Source organism: Achromobacter sp. ISS7 (assembly GCF_056523125.1).
This window is the reverse complement of the sequence record NZ_JAWRZD010000001.1, coordinates 5941970-5956094: the sequence shown is the minus strand read 5'-3', so window position 1 is coordinate 5956094 and position 14125 is coordinate 5941970. Positions and strand designations below refer to the sequence as shown.

Annotated in this window: 14 protein-coding genes; 8 read left to right on the top strand and 6 right to left on the bottom strand. The window is 69.6% G+C overall.

The window, feature by feature from the left end:
* Positions 1-130 precede the first annotated feature (130 nt).
* The 4 genes from AC1HFW_RS27010 to AC1HFW_RS26995 all read left to right on the top strand — a co-directional run bounded on the left by AC1HFW_RS27010 (position 131) and on the right by AC1HFW_RS26995 (position 3420).
* Complete coding sequence (locus AC1HFW_RS27010) at positions 131-1144, top strand: tripartite tricarboxylate transporter substrate binding protein (RefSeq protein WP_116521895.1); 1014 nt, start codon at positions 131-133, stop codon at positions 1142-1144.
* Entirely contained in the window at positions 1141-2103 is a 963-nt protein-coding gene (locus tag AC1HFW_RS27005) for an alpha/beta hydrolase (protein WP_479285826.1), read from the top strand. Before AC1HFW_RS27010 ends, AC1HFW_RS27005 begins: the two co-directional genes overlap by 4 nt.
* 90 nt (positions 2104-2193) lie before the next feature.
* A complete protein-coding gene (locus tag AC1HFW_RS27000; RefSeq protein ID WP_006390981.1) occupies positions 2194-2886 on the top strand; it encodes a helix-turn-helix transcriptional regulator in 693 nt (230 codons plus the stop codon).
* A 111-nt stretch (positions 2887-2997) separates the two neighbouring features.
* Complete coding sequence (locus AC1HFW_RS26995) at positions 2998-3420, top strand: VOC family protein (RefSeq protein WP_061073543.1); 423 nt, start codon at positions 2998-3000, stop codon at positions 3418-3420.
* Here the strand turns inward: AC1HFW_RS26995 and AC1HFW_RS26990 are convergent.
* Entirely contained in the window at positions 3392-4702 is a 1311-nt protein-coding gene (locus AC1HFW_RS26990; RefSeq protein WP_479285824.1) for an SLC13 family permease, read from the bottom strand. The genes AC1HFW_RS26995 and AC1HFW_RS26990 overlap by 29 nt on opposite strands.
* Before the next feature lie 109 nt (positions 4703-4811).
* On the opposite strand from AC1HFW_RS26990, the gene AC1HFW_RS26985 reads away from it, so the two are divergent.
* Positions 4812-5732: a LysR substrate-binding domain-containing protein gene (locus AC1HFW_RS26985; RefSeq protein ID WP_479285822.1), complete on the top strand. Its 921-nt coding sequence runs from the start codon at positions 4812-4814 to the stop codon at positions 5730-5732.
* On the opposite strand, the gene AC1HFW_RS26980 is transcribed toward AC1HFW_RS26985, so the two are convergent.
* Positions 5704-6837, bottom strand: coding sequence for a threonine synthase (locus AC1HFW_RS26980; protein WP_479285821.1), 1134 nt, complete (start codon positions 6835-6837; stop codon positions 5704-5706). The genes AC1HFW_RS26985 and AC1HFW_RS26980 overlap by 29 nt on opposite strands.
* 102 nt (positions 6838-6939) lie before the next feature.
* On the opposite strand from AC1HFW_RS26980, the gene AC1HFW_RS26975 reads away from it, so the two are divergent.
* Positions 6940-7851 (top strand): LysR family transcriptional regulator, encoded by a 912-nt coding sequence (locus AC1HFW_RS26975; protein ID WP_479285820.1) that lies wholly within the window; start codon positions 6940-6942, stop codon positions 7849-7851.
* Positions 7852-7922: 71 nt separating this feature from the next.
* Here the strand turns inward: AC1HFW_RS26975 and AC1HFW_RS26970 are convergent, their stop codons facing one another.
* Positions 7923-9329 (bottom strand): amino acid permease, encoded by a 1407-nt coding sequence (locus AC1HFW_RS26970; RefSeq protein WP_006390993.1) that lies wholly within the window; start codon positions 9327-9329, stop codon positions 7923-7925.
* A 58-nt stretch (positions 9330-9387) separates the two neighbouring features.
* Positions 9388-10638: a kynureninase gene (gene kynU / locus AC1HFW_RS26965; RefSeq protein WP_479285817.1), complete on the bottom strand. Its 1251-nt coding sequence runs from the start codon at positions 10636-10638 to the stop codon at positions 9388-9390.
* Between the two features lie 138 nt (positions 10639-10776).
* On the opposite strand from kynU, the gene AC1HFW_RS26960 reads away from it, so the two are divergent.
* Positions 10777-11250: an Lrp/AsnC family transcriptional regulator gene (locus AC1HFW_RS26960; RefSeq protein WP_006390995.1), complete on the top strand. Its 474-nt coding sequence runs from the start codon at positions 10777-10779 to the stop codon at positions 11248-11250.
* A gap of 10 nt (positions 11251-11260) precedes the next feature.
* Here AC1HFW_RS26960 and trhA read toward each other — a convergent pair whose 3' ends face one another.
* A complete protein-coding gene (gene trhA / locus AC1HFW_RS26955; protein ID WP_006390996.1) occupies positions 11261-11884 on the bottom strand; it encodes a PAQR family membrane homeostasis protein TrhA in 624 nt (207 codons plus the stop codon).
* A 158-nt stretch (positions 11885-12042) separates the two neighbouring features.
* Complete coding sequence (locus tag AC1HFW_RS26950) at positions 12043-13131, bottom strand: P1 family peptidase (protein WP_479285815.1); 1089 nt, start codon at positions 13129-13131, stop codon at positions 12043-12045.
* A gap of 192 nt (positions 13132-13323) precedes the next feature.
* Here AC1HFW_RS26950 and AC1HFW_RS26945 point away from each other — a divergent pair, with 192 nt between their 5' ends.
* The gene (locus AC1HFW_RS26945; protein WP_263910198.1) at positions 13324-14109 is read left to right on the top strand and encodes an amino acid ABC transporter substrate-binding protein; all 786 of its coding nucleotides are present in this window, start codon (positions 13324-13326) and stop codon (positions 14107-14109) included.
* Positions 14110-14125: the final 16 nt, after the last annotated feature.

The window sequence follows — 14125 nt, the reverse complement described above, 5'->3', positions numbered from 1 at the left end:
GACTGAAAAGAACCATATCTAATTTGATATGGTGGCCTTGCGTCACCGGCATTGGGCAGGCGCGGCCGGCTTGGCTACAGTCCGCCACGGACCGGGCGTTTCGACCCGGCCAGCCGTTACGGAGACAACCATGGGCCCCACCCGCCACCTTCCCGCGCCGCGGCGCATCCGCCCCGTGCTGGCCCGCTGGGCCGGCCGTGCCATGCTGGCGCTGGCCGCCTGCCTGCCGCTGGCCGCGCAGGCCGCCGATTTCCCCAGCCGCCCGATCACGCTGGTGGTGCCCTTCCCCGCCGGCGGCACGCCCGACATCCTGGCGCGCCTGCTCAGCGACAACATTTCCAAGCGGCTCGGCCAGCCGCTGATCGTCGAGAACCGCGCCGGCGCCGGCGGCAACATCGGCGCGCAGGCCGTGGCGCGCGCCGCGCCCGACGGCCAGACGCTGCTGATGTGCGCGTTCGGCTGCACCGTGGCGCCGTCGCTGTACCAGCCGGCGCCCTACGACATCGTCAAGGACTTCGCCCCCGTCGCCATGATCGGCACCGTGCCGAGCGTGCTGGTGGTCAACCCCAAGGTGCCGGCCGACACGCTGCCGGCGCTGCTGGCCTATGCCCGCGCCAATCCGGGCAAGCTCAATTCCGCGTCGTCCGGCATCGGCGGCTCGGCGCACCTGGCGACCGAACTGCTCAAACAGCGCGCCGGCATCGACCTGGCCCACATCCCGTACAAGGGCGCCGGCCAGGTGGCGGCCGACCTGCTCGGCGGCCAGGTCGACATGTACTTCGACAACCTGCCGGCCTCGCTGGCCAACATCCGCGCCGGCAAGCTGCGCGCCCTGGCGGTGGCCAGCGCCGCGCGCGCCCCGGCGATCCCGAACGTGCCGACCTTCGCCGAGGCCGGCGTGCCCGACTTCCTGATCACGCCCTGGTTCGGCGTGATGGCCCCGGCGGGCACCCCGACCGCGGTGCTGGACACGCTGCACGACGCCTTCGCGCAAGCGCTGCAGGCCCCCGAAGTGGCGGCCAAGATGCGCGAACTGGGCGTCGAGACCGCCGCCGGCTCGCGCGCCGACCTGGGCCGCTTCGTCACCACCGAGACGGCCAAGTGGAAACAGGTCATCGAGACCAACCACATCAAGGCCGAATGATGGCCGCTCCCCTGGACGACGGCCCGGCGCTGGCGCCAATCCGCCTGCGCGACATGGGCGCCTTCCACGTCGGCGGCCACGACCTGACGCTCGGCGGCCTGCCGCGGCGCGAACTGGTCATGGCCGAAGGCGGCCAGCCGGTGGCGCTGGATCCCAACGGCACCTACCGCGTCGAACAGATGTACGCCCAGTATTTCCTGTCGGAGCCGCCCAACGGCCGCGCGCCGCTGGCGTTCTGGCACGGCGGCGGCATGACCGGCGCGGCCTGGGAAACCACGCCCGACGGCCGCCAGGGCTGGCTGCACTATTTCCTGCGGCGCGGCTGGGACGCCTACCTGTGCGACGCGGTCGAGCGCGGCCGCGCCGGCGCCGCCCCGCACGTCTGGCCCGAGGCGCCGGTGGTGCAGGCTCAGGAAGACTGCTACACGCGCTTTCGCATCGGCCGCCCGGGCACCCGGCCCGGCCCCGGCAGCGCCTACCCGGACAGCCAATTCCCGCTGGAAGCCTTCGGCGCGCTGGCCGCGCAGATGGTGCCGCGCTGGGTCCACACCGACGCCGCCATCCTGCGCGCCTACCAGGCGTTCCTGGAGCGGATCGGCGCGGCCATCGTGGTCTGCCATTCGCAGGCCGGCGTGTTCGGCATCCGCGCCGCCCACGCCTTGCCGCGACGGGTGCGGGCGCTGGTGGCGCTGGAGCCGGCCAGCATTCCGGACCTGGGGGCCGATGCCCGCTACGACACCCCCACGCTGATCGTGATGGGCGACCACATGGACACCGACCCGCGCTGGCCGCGGATGCGGGCGCGGGTGCATGAATTCGCCGCGCGCCATGCCAGCGTCACGGTGCTGTCGCTGCCCGACCTGGGCATCCATGGCAACTCGCACATGCTGATGATGGACCGCAACAGCCTGGCGCTGGCCGGGCGGGTGCACGACTGGCTGGCGGCGCTGCCGGACTGAGGGTGGCGGGGTCGCGGGCGGCGGGCCGAGGCTTCCGGCTGCTGCCATTTTCGTGGCAGCATTACGCCATCCCGCCCTTGCCCGCCCTCCATGTCCCGCACCGAACGTCTCCTGGACCTGCTGCAGACCCTGCGCTGCCACCGCCTGCCCGTCAGCGGCCACCGGCTCGCCGCCGACCTGGGCGTCAGCCTGCGCACGCTTTACCGCGACATCGCCACGCTGCAGGCCCAGGGCGCCGAGATCGAGGGCGAGCCGGGCATCGGTTACGTGCTGCGGCCCGGCTTCATGCTGCCGCCGCTGATGTTCAGCACCGAGGAGATCGAAGCCCTGGTGCTCGGCACCCGCTGGGTCGCCGGACGCTCGGACGCGCGGCTGGGCCAGGCCGCGGCCAACGCGCTGGCCAAGATCAGCGCGGTGCTGCCGCAGGAACTGCGCGACGAACTGGACGCCATTCCGCTGCTGGTCGGCCCCAGCAGCTGGGCGGTGGTCGACCGGGTCGACCTGTCGCTGATCCGCCAGGCGATCCGCGGCGAACAGAAAATCGCCATCACCTACCGCGACGACAAGGGCGCCGATTCCGAGCGCGTCATCTGGCCGTTCGCCCTGGGATTCTTCGACAGCGTGCGCATCGTCATGGCCTGGTGCGAACTGCGCCAGGACTTCCGCCATTTCCGCACCGACCGCATCGCCACGCTCGAGCCCGGGCAACGCTATCCGCGCCGCCGCCACGTCCTGCTCAAGGAATGGCGCGCCATCAACGCGGCCAGGCCGGATGGCTGCTGATCCATGGCGTCCACGGCTGCGCCGGCGGGTGCGACATCGGCATGAAGACTGCTGACAAAATCTGACAGCATGCCTCTCTAAGATGAGCGCTCATTCAACCAGGAGCGCATCATGTCCGCCAAGAACTTCGTCATTTTCTACGTCGACAAGCCCGAGGCCAGCGCGGCGTTCTACAGCGCGCTGCTGAACCGCCCGCCCGTCGAAAGCTCGCCCACCTTCGCGCTGTTCGCGCTCGATTCCGGCCTGATGCTGGGCCTGTGGTCGCGCCACACCGTCGAACCGGCCGCCGCCGGCCGCGGCGGCTGCACCGAACTGGCCTTCACCGTGCCCGACGCCGACACGCTCAACCAGCGCCACCTCGACTGGACCCTGCGCGGCCTGCCGATCCTGCAGGCGCCCACCAACATGGACTTCGGCCGCACCTTCGTGGCGCTCGACCCCGACGGCCACCGCCTGCGCGTGTTCGCCCCGGCGCCGGACGCCCTGCCCGCCGAGGAAGAACTGGTCACGATCCCAGCATTCCCAGGAGCCTGAACCACAGGTAGTCCAGCGGCACCAGCGCCACGAACGACACCAGCGCGGTCAGCAGGCTCAGCGCCAGGCCGCTACGCGCCGGCACCTGGCCCATGCCCATCGCCACCACGATGGGCGAGGCCTGGTACGGCATGATGACGGTGGCATAGCCAGCCACCTGCGCCATCAGCACCGTCATCAGCGGAAAGCCCGAGGCCTGCGCCAGCGTCTCGGCCAGCGGCGTGTACAGGGCCGGCACGCCATTGGCCGTGACCACGAAGTTCAACGCCGCCGACAACCCCACCAGCGAAAAGAAGCTCTGCATCGGCGCCTCGGGCGACAGCGGCAGCCAGGCCAGCAGGGCCCGGCCGATGATGCCGCCCAGGCCGCTATCGGCCACCATCGCGGCCAGCCCCAGGATGCCCGCGACGTAGATCGCGGTGCGAAAGTTCACCTCCTTGCCGAACTGCTCGCCGCTGACGAAGCCCACCTTGGGCAAGAGGCACAGGCAGGCCGAGGCCAGGCCGATCCAGGCCGGCGACACGCCGTGCCAGCCGTCCGTGATCCAGCCCAGCAGCGTCAGCCCCAGCAACACCGCCAGGCGCTTTTCGGCCGCCGACAGCGGCCGGGCGGCGGGCGCCGGCGGGGCCGCCTCGGGCGTATCGCGAAACAACACGGCGATACAGGCCACCAGCACCGCGCCTTTCAGGATGCCCAGCACCGGTGCATGCAGCCACAGGTACGGCAGGTAGCCCAGTTGCAGGCCATAGCTGGTCTCGATGCTGCCGGCCATCACCAGGTTGGGCACGTTGGCCGGCAGGATCGACGTGGACAGCTGGAAGGTGCCGAAGCCCACCGCCAGCGCCAGGCCGATGCGCCCGCGCCGCCCCGCGACCAGCCCGATCTGGTCGGCATAGGCCAGCACGATCGGCATCAACAGCGCGATGCGGCCCATGTTCGACGGCATCACGAAGGCCAGCAGGTAGGTCAGCGCCACCACGCCGGCCACCACCTTCGGATACGAACCCCACAGGCGCCGCGACAGCGCGCCCGCCATGCGGTCGGCCAGGCCGGTGTACTTCAGCGCCAACCCCAGCACGTAGCCGCTCAGCACCAGCCAGAAGGCCGCCGACGAGAACCCGGAGAACACCACCTCGCGCGGGGCGGCGGCGAAGATCATCGCGGCGCTGAAGAATAGCAGCGCCGTCAGGTATTCCGGCAGGCGCGAAAAGGCCCACAACGCGATCGTGATCGCGGTGATCAGCGCGGGTAGAATCGGAAAACCGGAGGCGACAAGATGCATGAGCGGACCACTACAAAAACACGAATCGGCGCAGTGTACGGACCCTGTCCCGGGCTGAAAATGCGCGATTCGCATAGGCTGCCTGCGCGCATCGCGTAGGCTCGCCGCCATGCGTTTCGACCTGACCGACCTGGCGCTGTTCCTGCACGTGGTGCAGGCCGGCAGCATCACCCACGGCGCCGCCCGCGCCAACCTGGCGCTGGCCGCCGCCAGCGCCCGCATCCGCAACCTCGAAGCCTCGCTCGGCGCGCCGCTGCTGGAGCGCCGCCGCCAGGGCGTCATTCCCACCCCGGCCGGCCTGAAACTGGCCGCCCATGCCCGCATCATGCTGGCCCAGGCAGACCGCCTGCGCGACGACCTGGCCGATTTCTCGGGTGAATTCGGCGGCTCGGTGCGCCTGCTGTCCAACACCAATGCGCTGACCGCCTTCCTGCCCGAGGCGCTGGGCGGGTTCCTGGCGGCGCATCCGCGCATCAACGTCGAATTGCAGGAAATGCTGAGCGACGAGATCGTCGAGTGCATCGCCGACGGCTCGGCCGATATCGGCATCGTCGCGGGCACGGTCGATACCGGCGCCCTGCAGACCTACGCCTACCGCGCCGACCGCTTCGTGCTGCTCGTGCCGGCCGGCCACGCCCTCGCCGACCGCGCGCAGATCGCCTTCCGCGACGTGCTGGACGAGGACTTCGTCGGGCTCGACCGCAGCAGCGCGCTGCAACGCTTCCTGGCGCGGCAGGCGCTGGTGGTCGGCAAGCCCATCAGGCTGCGGGTGCAGCTGCGCAGCTTCGACGCCATGTGCCGCCTGGTCGAGGCCGGCGTCGGCGTGGGCATCGTGCCCGAGACCACCGCGCACAGCATGCGCCAGTTGCTCAAGGTGACGCCGGTGGCGCTGTCCGACGCCTGGGCCTCGCGCCAATTGCTGCTGTGCGTGCAGTCGCGCGACACCCTCAGCGCCCGCGCCCGCCGCCTGCTCGACCACCTGCTGGCGGACGCCGCGCCGGTCACGCCGCCGAATACAGATCCGTCATGAATTGCGTGGCCTTGATGCCGGTGCCGGTCAGCAGCACCACGGTGCGCTCGTTCGCGCGGATCGCGCCGCGCGCCCGCAGTCGGTCCAGCGCCGCCGCGGCGGTGGCGCTGGTGGGTTCGGCGTAGAGCCCCATCGCCGCCAGCCTGCGCACCGCGGCGACGATGTCCGCCTCGGGCACCGCGACGGTCTGGCCGCCGCTGGCGCGGATCGCCTGCAGCACTTCGCGCAGGCGCACCGGCCGCTTGATCGCGGTGCCTTCGGCCACCGTCGGCAGCACGTCGCGCGGCACCAGCGTATCGACGCCGGCATGGAAGCTGGCGTCCACCGGCGAGCAGTTCTCCGGCTGGGCCACGAACAGGCGCGGCAGGCGCGTGATCTGTCCGGCCGCCAGCAGCTCGGCAAAGCCGATGGCGCAGCCCAGCACGTTGCTGCCCGCGCCAGCCGGGATCACCACATTGTCGGGCGCCTCGAAGCCGAAGTCTTCCCACATCTCGTAGGCGATGGACTTGGTGCCTTGCAGGAAGAACGGCTGCCAGTTGTGGCTGGCGTAGAAGATCCGGTCGGACGCGTCGATCGCCGCGGTCTCGGCGTTCTCGCGCGGCCCGTCCACCAGTTGCACGTCGGCGCCGAACGCGCGGATCTGCGCCACCTTGGCGGTCGAGGTGTAGGCCGGCGCGAAGATGGTGACGCCCATGCCGGCCGCCGCGCCGAACGCCGCGATGGCGGCGCCGCCGTTGCCCGAACTGTCCTCGGCGATGGCGTCGATGCCGATCTGGCGCAGCCACGACAGCATCACCGCCGCGCCGCGGTCCTTGAAGCTGCAGGTGGGGTTGAACCATTCCAGCTTGAAATGCGGCCGCAGCCCGCCCCAGCCGCGCTCCACCATCGGCGTGCAGCCCTCACCCATCGACACCGGGCGCTCGATCGCCGCCGGCAGCGCGGCGCGGTAGCGCCACAGCGAGCGCTCGCGGCGGTCGATGTCGTCGGGCGAGATGCCCGGCAACGGCGAGATCATCAATGGGGCGCGGGTGTCGGAACACCAGCGCGCTTCATCCAGCGCATGGCGCGCGCCAGTGAGGGGGTCGAAATAGTGGGGATCGGACATGGCGGTCAACCTGGCGGAGAATCGGGAATGGCCGCAGTCTAGGCCCGTCCGCCCGCTCCGCGTTGCAATATCATGTTTCGATAATCGCAATGGAGAATCGCCATGGAACGTGGCACGTTATGGGAATACCAGGTGTTCTGCGCCGTTGCCGAACGCCAGAGCTTCGTGCTGGCCGCCCGGGCGCTGGGCGCCTCGCCCAGCGCCGTCACCCGCGCGGTGCAAGCGCTGGAACGCCAGGTCGGCGCGCAGCTACTGTTGCGCAGCAAGAGCAGCGTGGTGCTGACGCCCCAGGGAGAAAGCTATTTCGAGTCGGCGCGCGGCCTGCTGCGCATGGAAAACGAGGCGCGCGAGGCGCTGCGCGACACCCAGTCGGGCGACCAGGGCCGGCTGCGCTTCTCGGCGCCCGACCTGCTGGGCGTGACCCTGCTGCCGGCCGTGCTGCGCCGCTACGCGGCCGAACATCCCGGCGTCACCGTGGACATCAACTACACCGACAAGGGGATAGACCCCATCGCCGAGGGGCTGGACTTCGCCATCCGCGGCGGTTTCCCGGCATCCAGCGAACTGCTGGGCGCGCGCCTGTGGCCGTATGAGCGGCTGCTGTGCGCCAGCCCGGACTACGTGGCGCGCATGGGCCTGCCGCGCGAACCCGAGGAACTGGCGCATCACCGGCTCATCATGCATACCGGGCCGCGCGTGCTGAAGGACTGGCACCTGCGGCGCGACAAGCGCATCGTGCGCATGCATGCCGAGCCGACGGTGCGGGTCAGCACCAGCAGCGGCCTGATGGCGCTGGCGCTGCAGGGCGTGGGCATCGCCCGATTGGCCGACTGGGCGGCGGCGCCGGAGATCGCGCACGGCACGCTGGTGCAAGTGTGCCCCGGCTACACCGCCACCTCGGCGCAGGGCGTGGCGCCGCAGATGCACGCCGTGTACGCGTCGCGTTCGCTGCCGGCGCGGGCCCGCGCCATGCTGGCGGCGATCCGCCAGTGCGTGGACACGCGCGCCGCCTGAAACGCGCCGCCGCAGGGCCGCCGTCCGAAACCCGCCAGCCGCAACGGCGGACGGGTCCGGCGGCGCAGCCCCTAGGAGCGCTGCTCGCGCGCTTCCAGCACCACCGCCGCGGCGGACTTGCGGAACAGCAGCAGGTACAGCGCCGCCAGCACCAGCAGGAACGGCACGCCGAACACCAGCGTCATCTTGAACACGCCGGTGAAGTAGGTCGTCACCAGGATCGCCAGCATGGCGCCCGCGCCCAGCAGCGTCAGCAGCGGAAAGCCCGGCATGCGGAACGACAGCGCCGCGCCGCCTTCACGCGCCCAGCGGCGGCGGAAGAAGTAATGCGTGACGAAGATCATCATCCAGGTGAACAGCGCGCCGAACATCGAGATCGCCATCATCAGCGTGAACGAGGTCTCCGGATACAGCACGTTCAGCACGGTGGCGATGGCGATGCCGCTGGTCGACAGCAGCAGCGCGTTCAGCGGCGTGCCGCTGCGCGTCAGCCGGCCCAGCGCCGCCGGCGCGTGGCCGGCGCGCGACAGGCTGAACATCATGCGGGTGGTGATGTACAACTGGCTGTTCATGGCCGACAGCGCCGCCACCAGCACGATGAAGTTGATGACGCCGGCCGCGTACGGCACCTGCACCGCTTCCATCACCGTCACGAACGGGCTGCCGCCCTTGCCGGCCTGGTCCCACGGCACGATGGCCAGGATCAGCGCCAGCGTCAGCAGGTAGAACACCACCAGCCGCACGATGGTGGCGCGGAACGCCTTCTTCACCGCGCGCTCGGGGTCCTCGGCCTCGCCCGCCGCCACCGCGATCATCTCCACGCTCAGGTAGCTGAAGATCGAGATGACCACCGCGATCCACATGCCCCACACGCCGTTGGGGAAGAAGCCGCCGTGCGCCGTGTACTGCGCCGCGCCGTACTGCGGATTGCCCCAGACCACATAGGCGCCCAGGATGATGAACGCCACGATGGCGCTGATCTTGATGGTCGAGAACCAGTATTCGATGGTGCCGAACGCCTTCACGCTCATGGCGTTGATGAAGATCAGCGCCGCCGAGAACAGGCAGACCCATTGCCAGCCAGGCACCGACGGGAACCAGAACTTCATGTACTCGGCCACCGCGGTGACCTCGGTGCCCACCGCCAGCACCACGCACGACCAGTACGCGTAGCGCACCAGGAAGCCGGCCAGCGGGCCGATGTAATGCTCGGCGTAGGCGCCGAACGAGCCCGAGGTGGAATGCGCCACCGTCATCTCGGCCAGGCAGCCCATCAGCAGCAGCGTGATCAGCCCGCCGATGGCGTAGCTGATGATGACGCTGGGGCCGGCAAAGCCGATCGCGAACTTGCTGCCCAGGAACAGGCCGGTGCCGATGGCCCCGCCGATCGCGATCATGCTCATCTGGCCGGACGTCAGGCGGCGCTTGAGCCCCTGCTCCCGTTCGGCGATCCTGCCGAAGCCTTGTGGTTGTTTCATTGTCTCCTCCGGTACTGCGCTCTCTTGTTGGATGTCGCTTGGGCCGGTGCGCGGCGGCTCAGGTCACGGCCGAGCGCTGCTTGAACTCGGGCTTGTCCCAGGCCTTTCTGTCGAGCACGTCCTTGAGGATCTCGACCGCGTCCCAGACGTCGGCATAACCGAAGTACAGCGGCGTCAGGCCGAAGCGCAGCACCTCGGGCTCGCGGTAGTCGCCGATCAGGCCGCGCGCGATCAGCGCCTGCATGACCTCGTAGCCATTAGGATGGCGCAGGCTCACGTGGCTGCCGCGTTCTGCGTGGTCGCGCGGCGTCACCAGCGTCAGCGGATGGCCGGCGCAGCGTTCCTCGATCAGGGCGATGAACAGGTCGGCCAGCGCCAGCGACTTCTTGCGCACCTCGGCCATGTCGGCCTCGCGCGCCACGTCCAGGCCGCATTCGACCATGGCCAGCGACACGATCGGCTGGGTGCCGCACAGGTAGCGGCGGATGCCGCCGGCCGGCTCGTAGGCGACCGTCATGTCGAACGGACGCTGGTGGCCCCACCAGCCCGACAGCGGCTGCCAGAAGTCGGGGATGTGGCGCGGCGCGACCCAGATGAAGGCCGGCGAGCCGGGGCCGCCGTTCAGGTACTTATAGGTGCAGCCCACGGCATAGTCGGCGTCGGCGCCGTTCAGGTCCACCGGCACCGCGCCGGCGGCGTGCGCCAGGTCCCAGATGATCAGCGCGCCGCGCTCGTGCGCCTGGCGCGTGACCGCGGCCATGTCGTGCATCTGGCCGCTGCGGTAGTTGACGTGCGACAGCAGCACCACCGCCACCTCGTCGTCCAGCGCCCGGTCCAGCGGCAGTTCGTCGTCGATCAGGCGCATCTCGTAGCCCTGCTGCAGCAGGTCGATCATGCCCTGGATCATGTACAGGTCCGTGGGGAAGTTGTCGCGTTCGGACAGGATCACGCGGCGCTTGGGCTGGCGCTTCTGCTGGATGCGCAGGCTGGCCGCCAGGGCCTTGAAGATGTTCAGCGAGGTGGTGTCGGTGATGACCAGTTCGCCTTCCTTGGCGCCCAGCAGGCCGGCCAGCTTGTCGCCCAGCCGCGACGGCAGCTCGAACCAGCCGGCGGTGTTCCAGCTGCGGATCAGGCCCGTGCCCCATTCCTGGGTGATGACCTCGGCGGCGCGCGCGGCGGCGGCGCGCGGCATCACGCCCAGCGAGTTGCCGTCCATGTAGAGCACGCCGGGCGGCAGGTCGAAACGCGCCTTCAGCGGCGCCAGGGGGTCCTGCCGGTCGGCGGCGACACAGCTTTCACGGGTATGCATTCACAGCTCCTTCGGGCAATATGCTGGCTACATACTAGCAGCGCGCTCGAGCCGAATAGTTGCAAAACAAGGCGTGGCTAACCCTAGGATTTCGCATTAAATTGCGTCATAAACCATTTTTTCGAATTGGATTGCATCATGCAATTGGACGCCATCGACCACCGCATCCTCTACCGCCTGCAGGAGAACAGCCAGCTCAGCAACCAGGACCTGGCCGAGCAGGTGGCGCTGTCGCCGTCGGCCTGCCTGCGGCGGGTGCGGGCGCTGGAGGAAAGCGGCCTGATCCGGGGCTACCGCGCCGTGCTCGACGCCGAGCGGCTGGGGTTCGAGCTGGAAGCCGTCGTGCACGTGTCGCTGGACCAGTCCCGCGCCGGCTGGCACGAGGAATTCCTGGCCGGCATCGCCCTGTATGACGAGATCACCGAGGCCAGCATCGTCACGGGCGCTTCCAACTACATCCTGACGGTGCGCACCCGCAACCTGGCGGCGTTCTCGCAGTTCGTGGAAGACAAGCTCAGCAAGATCGCCGGGGTGCGCGACCTGTGTTCGCATATCGTCATGCGGAAAGTGAAGAACCGAGGCGGCATGCTGCCGCTGGCGGCCTGGCGCTGACGGCCGACGCTCAGGCGTGGCGCAGGAAGCCGAACACCGTGACGAAGTGGCAGGCCGATCCGCCCATGACGAACAGATGCCAGATGCCGTGGGCATGGCGCCAACGCTTGTCGTTGGCGTAGAACACCGTGCCCACCGTATAGAGCGCGGCCCCGGCCAGCAGCCAGGCCAGCCCCGCGCCCGACAGCGCGCCGGCGATGGGCGCGGCGCACATCACGCCCAGCCAGCCCATCGCCAGGTATAGCGGCAGGGCCGGCGCGGCCCCGCGCGCCCACCACAGTTCGCGGCCGATGCCGTACAGCGCCAGCAGCCAGATCGCCACCGCCATCGCGGCGCCCCAGCCCAGTCCGGGCGGCACGAACGCCAGCGGCGTGTAGGTGCCCGCGATCAACAGATAGATGGCGCAATGGTCGGCCTTGGCCCAGCGCGCCTTGCTGCGGCCGCGAGAGCAGTGATACAGCACCGACGACGCGTAGACCGCGATCATCGACGCCGCGAACACGGCGCAGGCCACGATCTGGCGCGCATCCACCTTCAGTTCCGTGGCGCGGGCGATCAGCGCGCCCGAGGCGGCCACCGCCATGGCCAGGCCGGCCAGATGCGTGGCCCCGTTGAAGCGTTCTCCTTCGTACATGCTGTCCCTCTCCCGCGCGCAGGCGTGACGCCGACGCTTTTCATCTTGCCCAAGCGATGTGACAGCTTGGGGTCAAGTATCCGGGAGATGCGCCGCCAGGCGCGGCTTGAGGGGCCGCGCCATCAGGGCGCCCGGCGCCGCGCACCGGCGGCCGCCGCTCAGGCGATGAAGTCGACCGCGGCCGGATAGCCTTCCAGCGCCCGCGCCGCCAGGATGGCGCGCTGCACCGCGATCGCCATCGCCTCGGCCGCCAGCACGCCCAGCAGCATCATATTGGCGGGCTTGCTGGAGACGCCCGTGCCCAGCGCGAACACGGTGTCGCCGTCGAGCATGGTGTGGATCGGGTTGATGGTGCGGGCCAGCCCGTCGTGCGCGGTCTGCGCCATCTTCTGCGCCTGCGCCTTGGTCAGCTTGACGTCGGTGGCCACCAGGCCGATGGTGGTGGCCGCGCCCTCGCGCATCGAGGTCGGCAGGTCGCCCGCCAGGATCGCCGCGCGCGTGTCCAGCAGCATCTTGCCGTCGGCGGTGCGGGCGCCAGCCAGCACGTGGCCGGTGGTCGGGTCGACCACGTCGCCCACCGCGTTGACCGCGACGATCGCGCCCACCGTGACGCCGGCCACGGTCAGCGAGGCGCTGCCCAGTCCGCCCTTCATGGCGCGCTTGGCGCCGTACAGCTTGCCGACCGTGGCGCCGGCGCCGGCCCCGACGTTGCCTTCCTGCGGCGGCTTGGCGCTGGCCGACTTGCAGGCCTGGTAGCCGGCCGCGGCATCGGGCCGGATCGAGGCGTCGCCCACGCCCAGGTCGAACAGGATGGCGGCCGGCACGATCGGCACGTGCGCCACGCCCACGTCGAAACCGATCTTGCGTTCCTCCAGGTAGCGCATGACGCCGGTGGCCGCCTCCAGGCCGAAGGCGCTGCCGCCGGCCAGCATCACCGCGTGCACTTTTTCCACCATGTTGACCGGGTTGAGCAGGTCGGTCTCGCGCGTGCCCGGCGCCGCGCCGCGCACGTCCACGCCGCCGGTGGCGCCCGCTTCCGCGATGATGACCGTGCAGCCGGTGGGCCGCCGCGTGTCGGTGTAGTGCCCGACCTTGAGGCCGGCCACGTCGGTGATGCTGCCGCCGCCCGGCACGCGCCGCAAACCGTTGGCGCCATACGCCGGCATGACGCCCGCGGACGCCGCGACACCCGCCGCCGCCATCATGAAAGCCCGCCTGTTCCACTGTTGTTGCACGCCTGTCTCCATCTGGATACCACCTGGATCAACCCCGGGCCGGGCGGCCCGGGGCGCGAATGCCGCATATGACTTGCCGCTATATTTTTACTATTCCTTATGCTTTGTGGAAAAATAGGCGCGTTGTTAGAGTGCGGCTACACCGGAAGGCGGCGCGGCTGACGCGGGCCTTTCGCAGTGATCTCTCATCCGTGGAGCATTGCCATGAAACTCTTGCGCTCGTTGTTCATCGCCGGCCTGGTCCAGGTCGCCGCCCTGTCCGCCGCCCATGCCCAGTCGGGGCTGGACCAGATCAAGTCCGCCGGCGTGTTCAAGATCGGCACCGAAGGCACCTACGCGCCCTTCACTTTCCATGATGCATCCGGCCAGCTTACCGGTTTTGACGTCGACATTGGGCGCGCCATCGCCCAGCGCCTGGGCGTCAAGGCCGAGTTCGTCGAAGGCAAGTGGGACGGCCTGATCGCCGGGCTCGACGCCAAGCGCTACGACGCCGTCATCAACCAGGTCGGCATCACCGACGCGCGCCGCGCCAAGTACGACTTCTCCGACCCCTACATCTCGTCGGCCGCGGTGCTGATCGTGCGCGACGACAACACCACCATCAAGTCGTTCGCCGACCTGAAGGGCAAGAAGTCCGCCAACACGCTCACCAGCAACTTCGGCAAGCTGGCGCAGAGCCACGGCGCCGACGTGGTGGCGGTGCAGGGCTTCAACGAAGCCATCGACCTGCTGACCTCGGGCCGCGTCGAGGCCACGGTCAACGACAACCTGTCGTTCCTGGACTTCAAGAAGCAAAAGCCCAACGCCAAGGTCAAGATCGCCGCCACCGACAAGGCCGCCGAATTCAGCAACTCCGGCGTGCTGCTGCGCAAGAACAACCCCGAACTGGTGGCCGCCATCAACAAGGCGCTGGCCGACATCAAGGCCGACGGCACCTACAAGACCATCTCGGTCAAGTACTTCGGCACGGACCTGTCGGCGCAGCAATAAGCGGTCCGCTCCATGA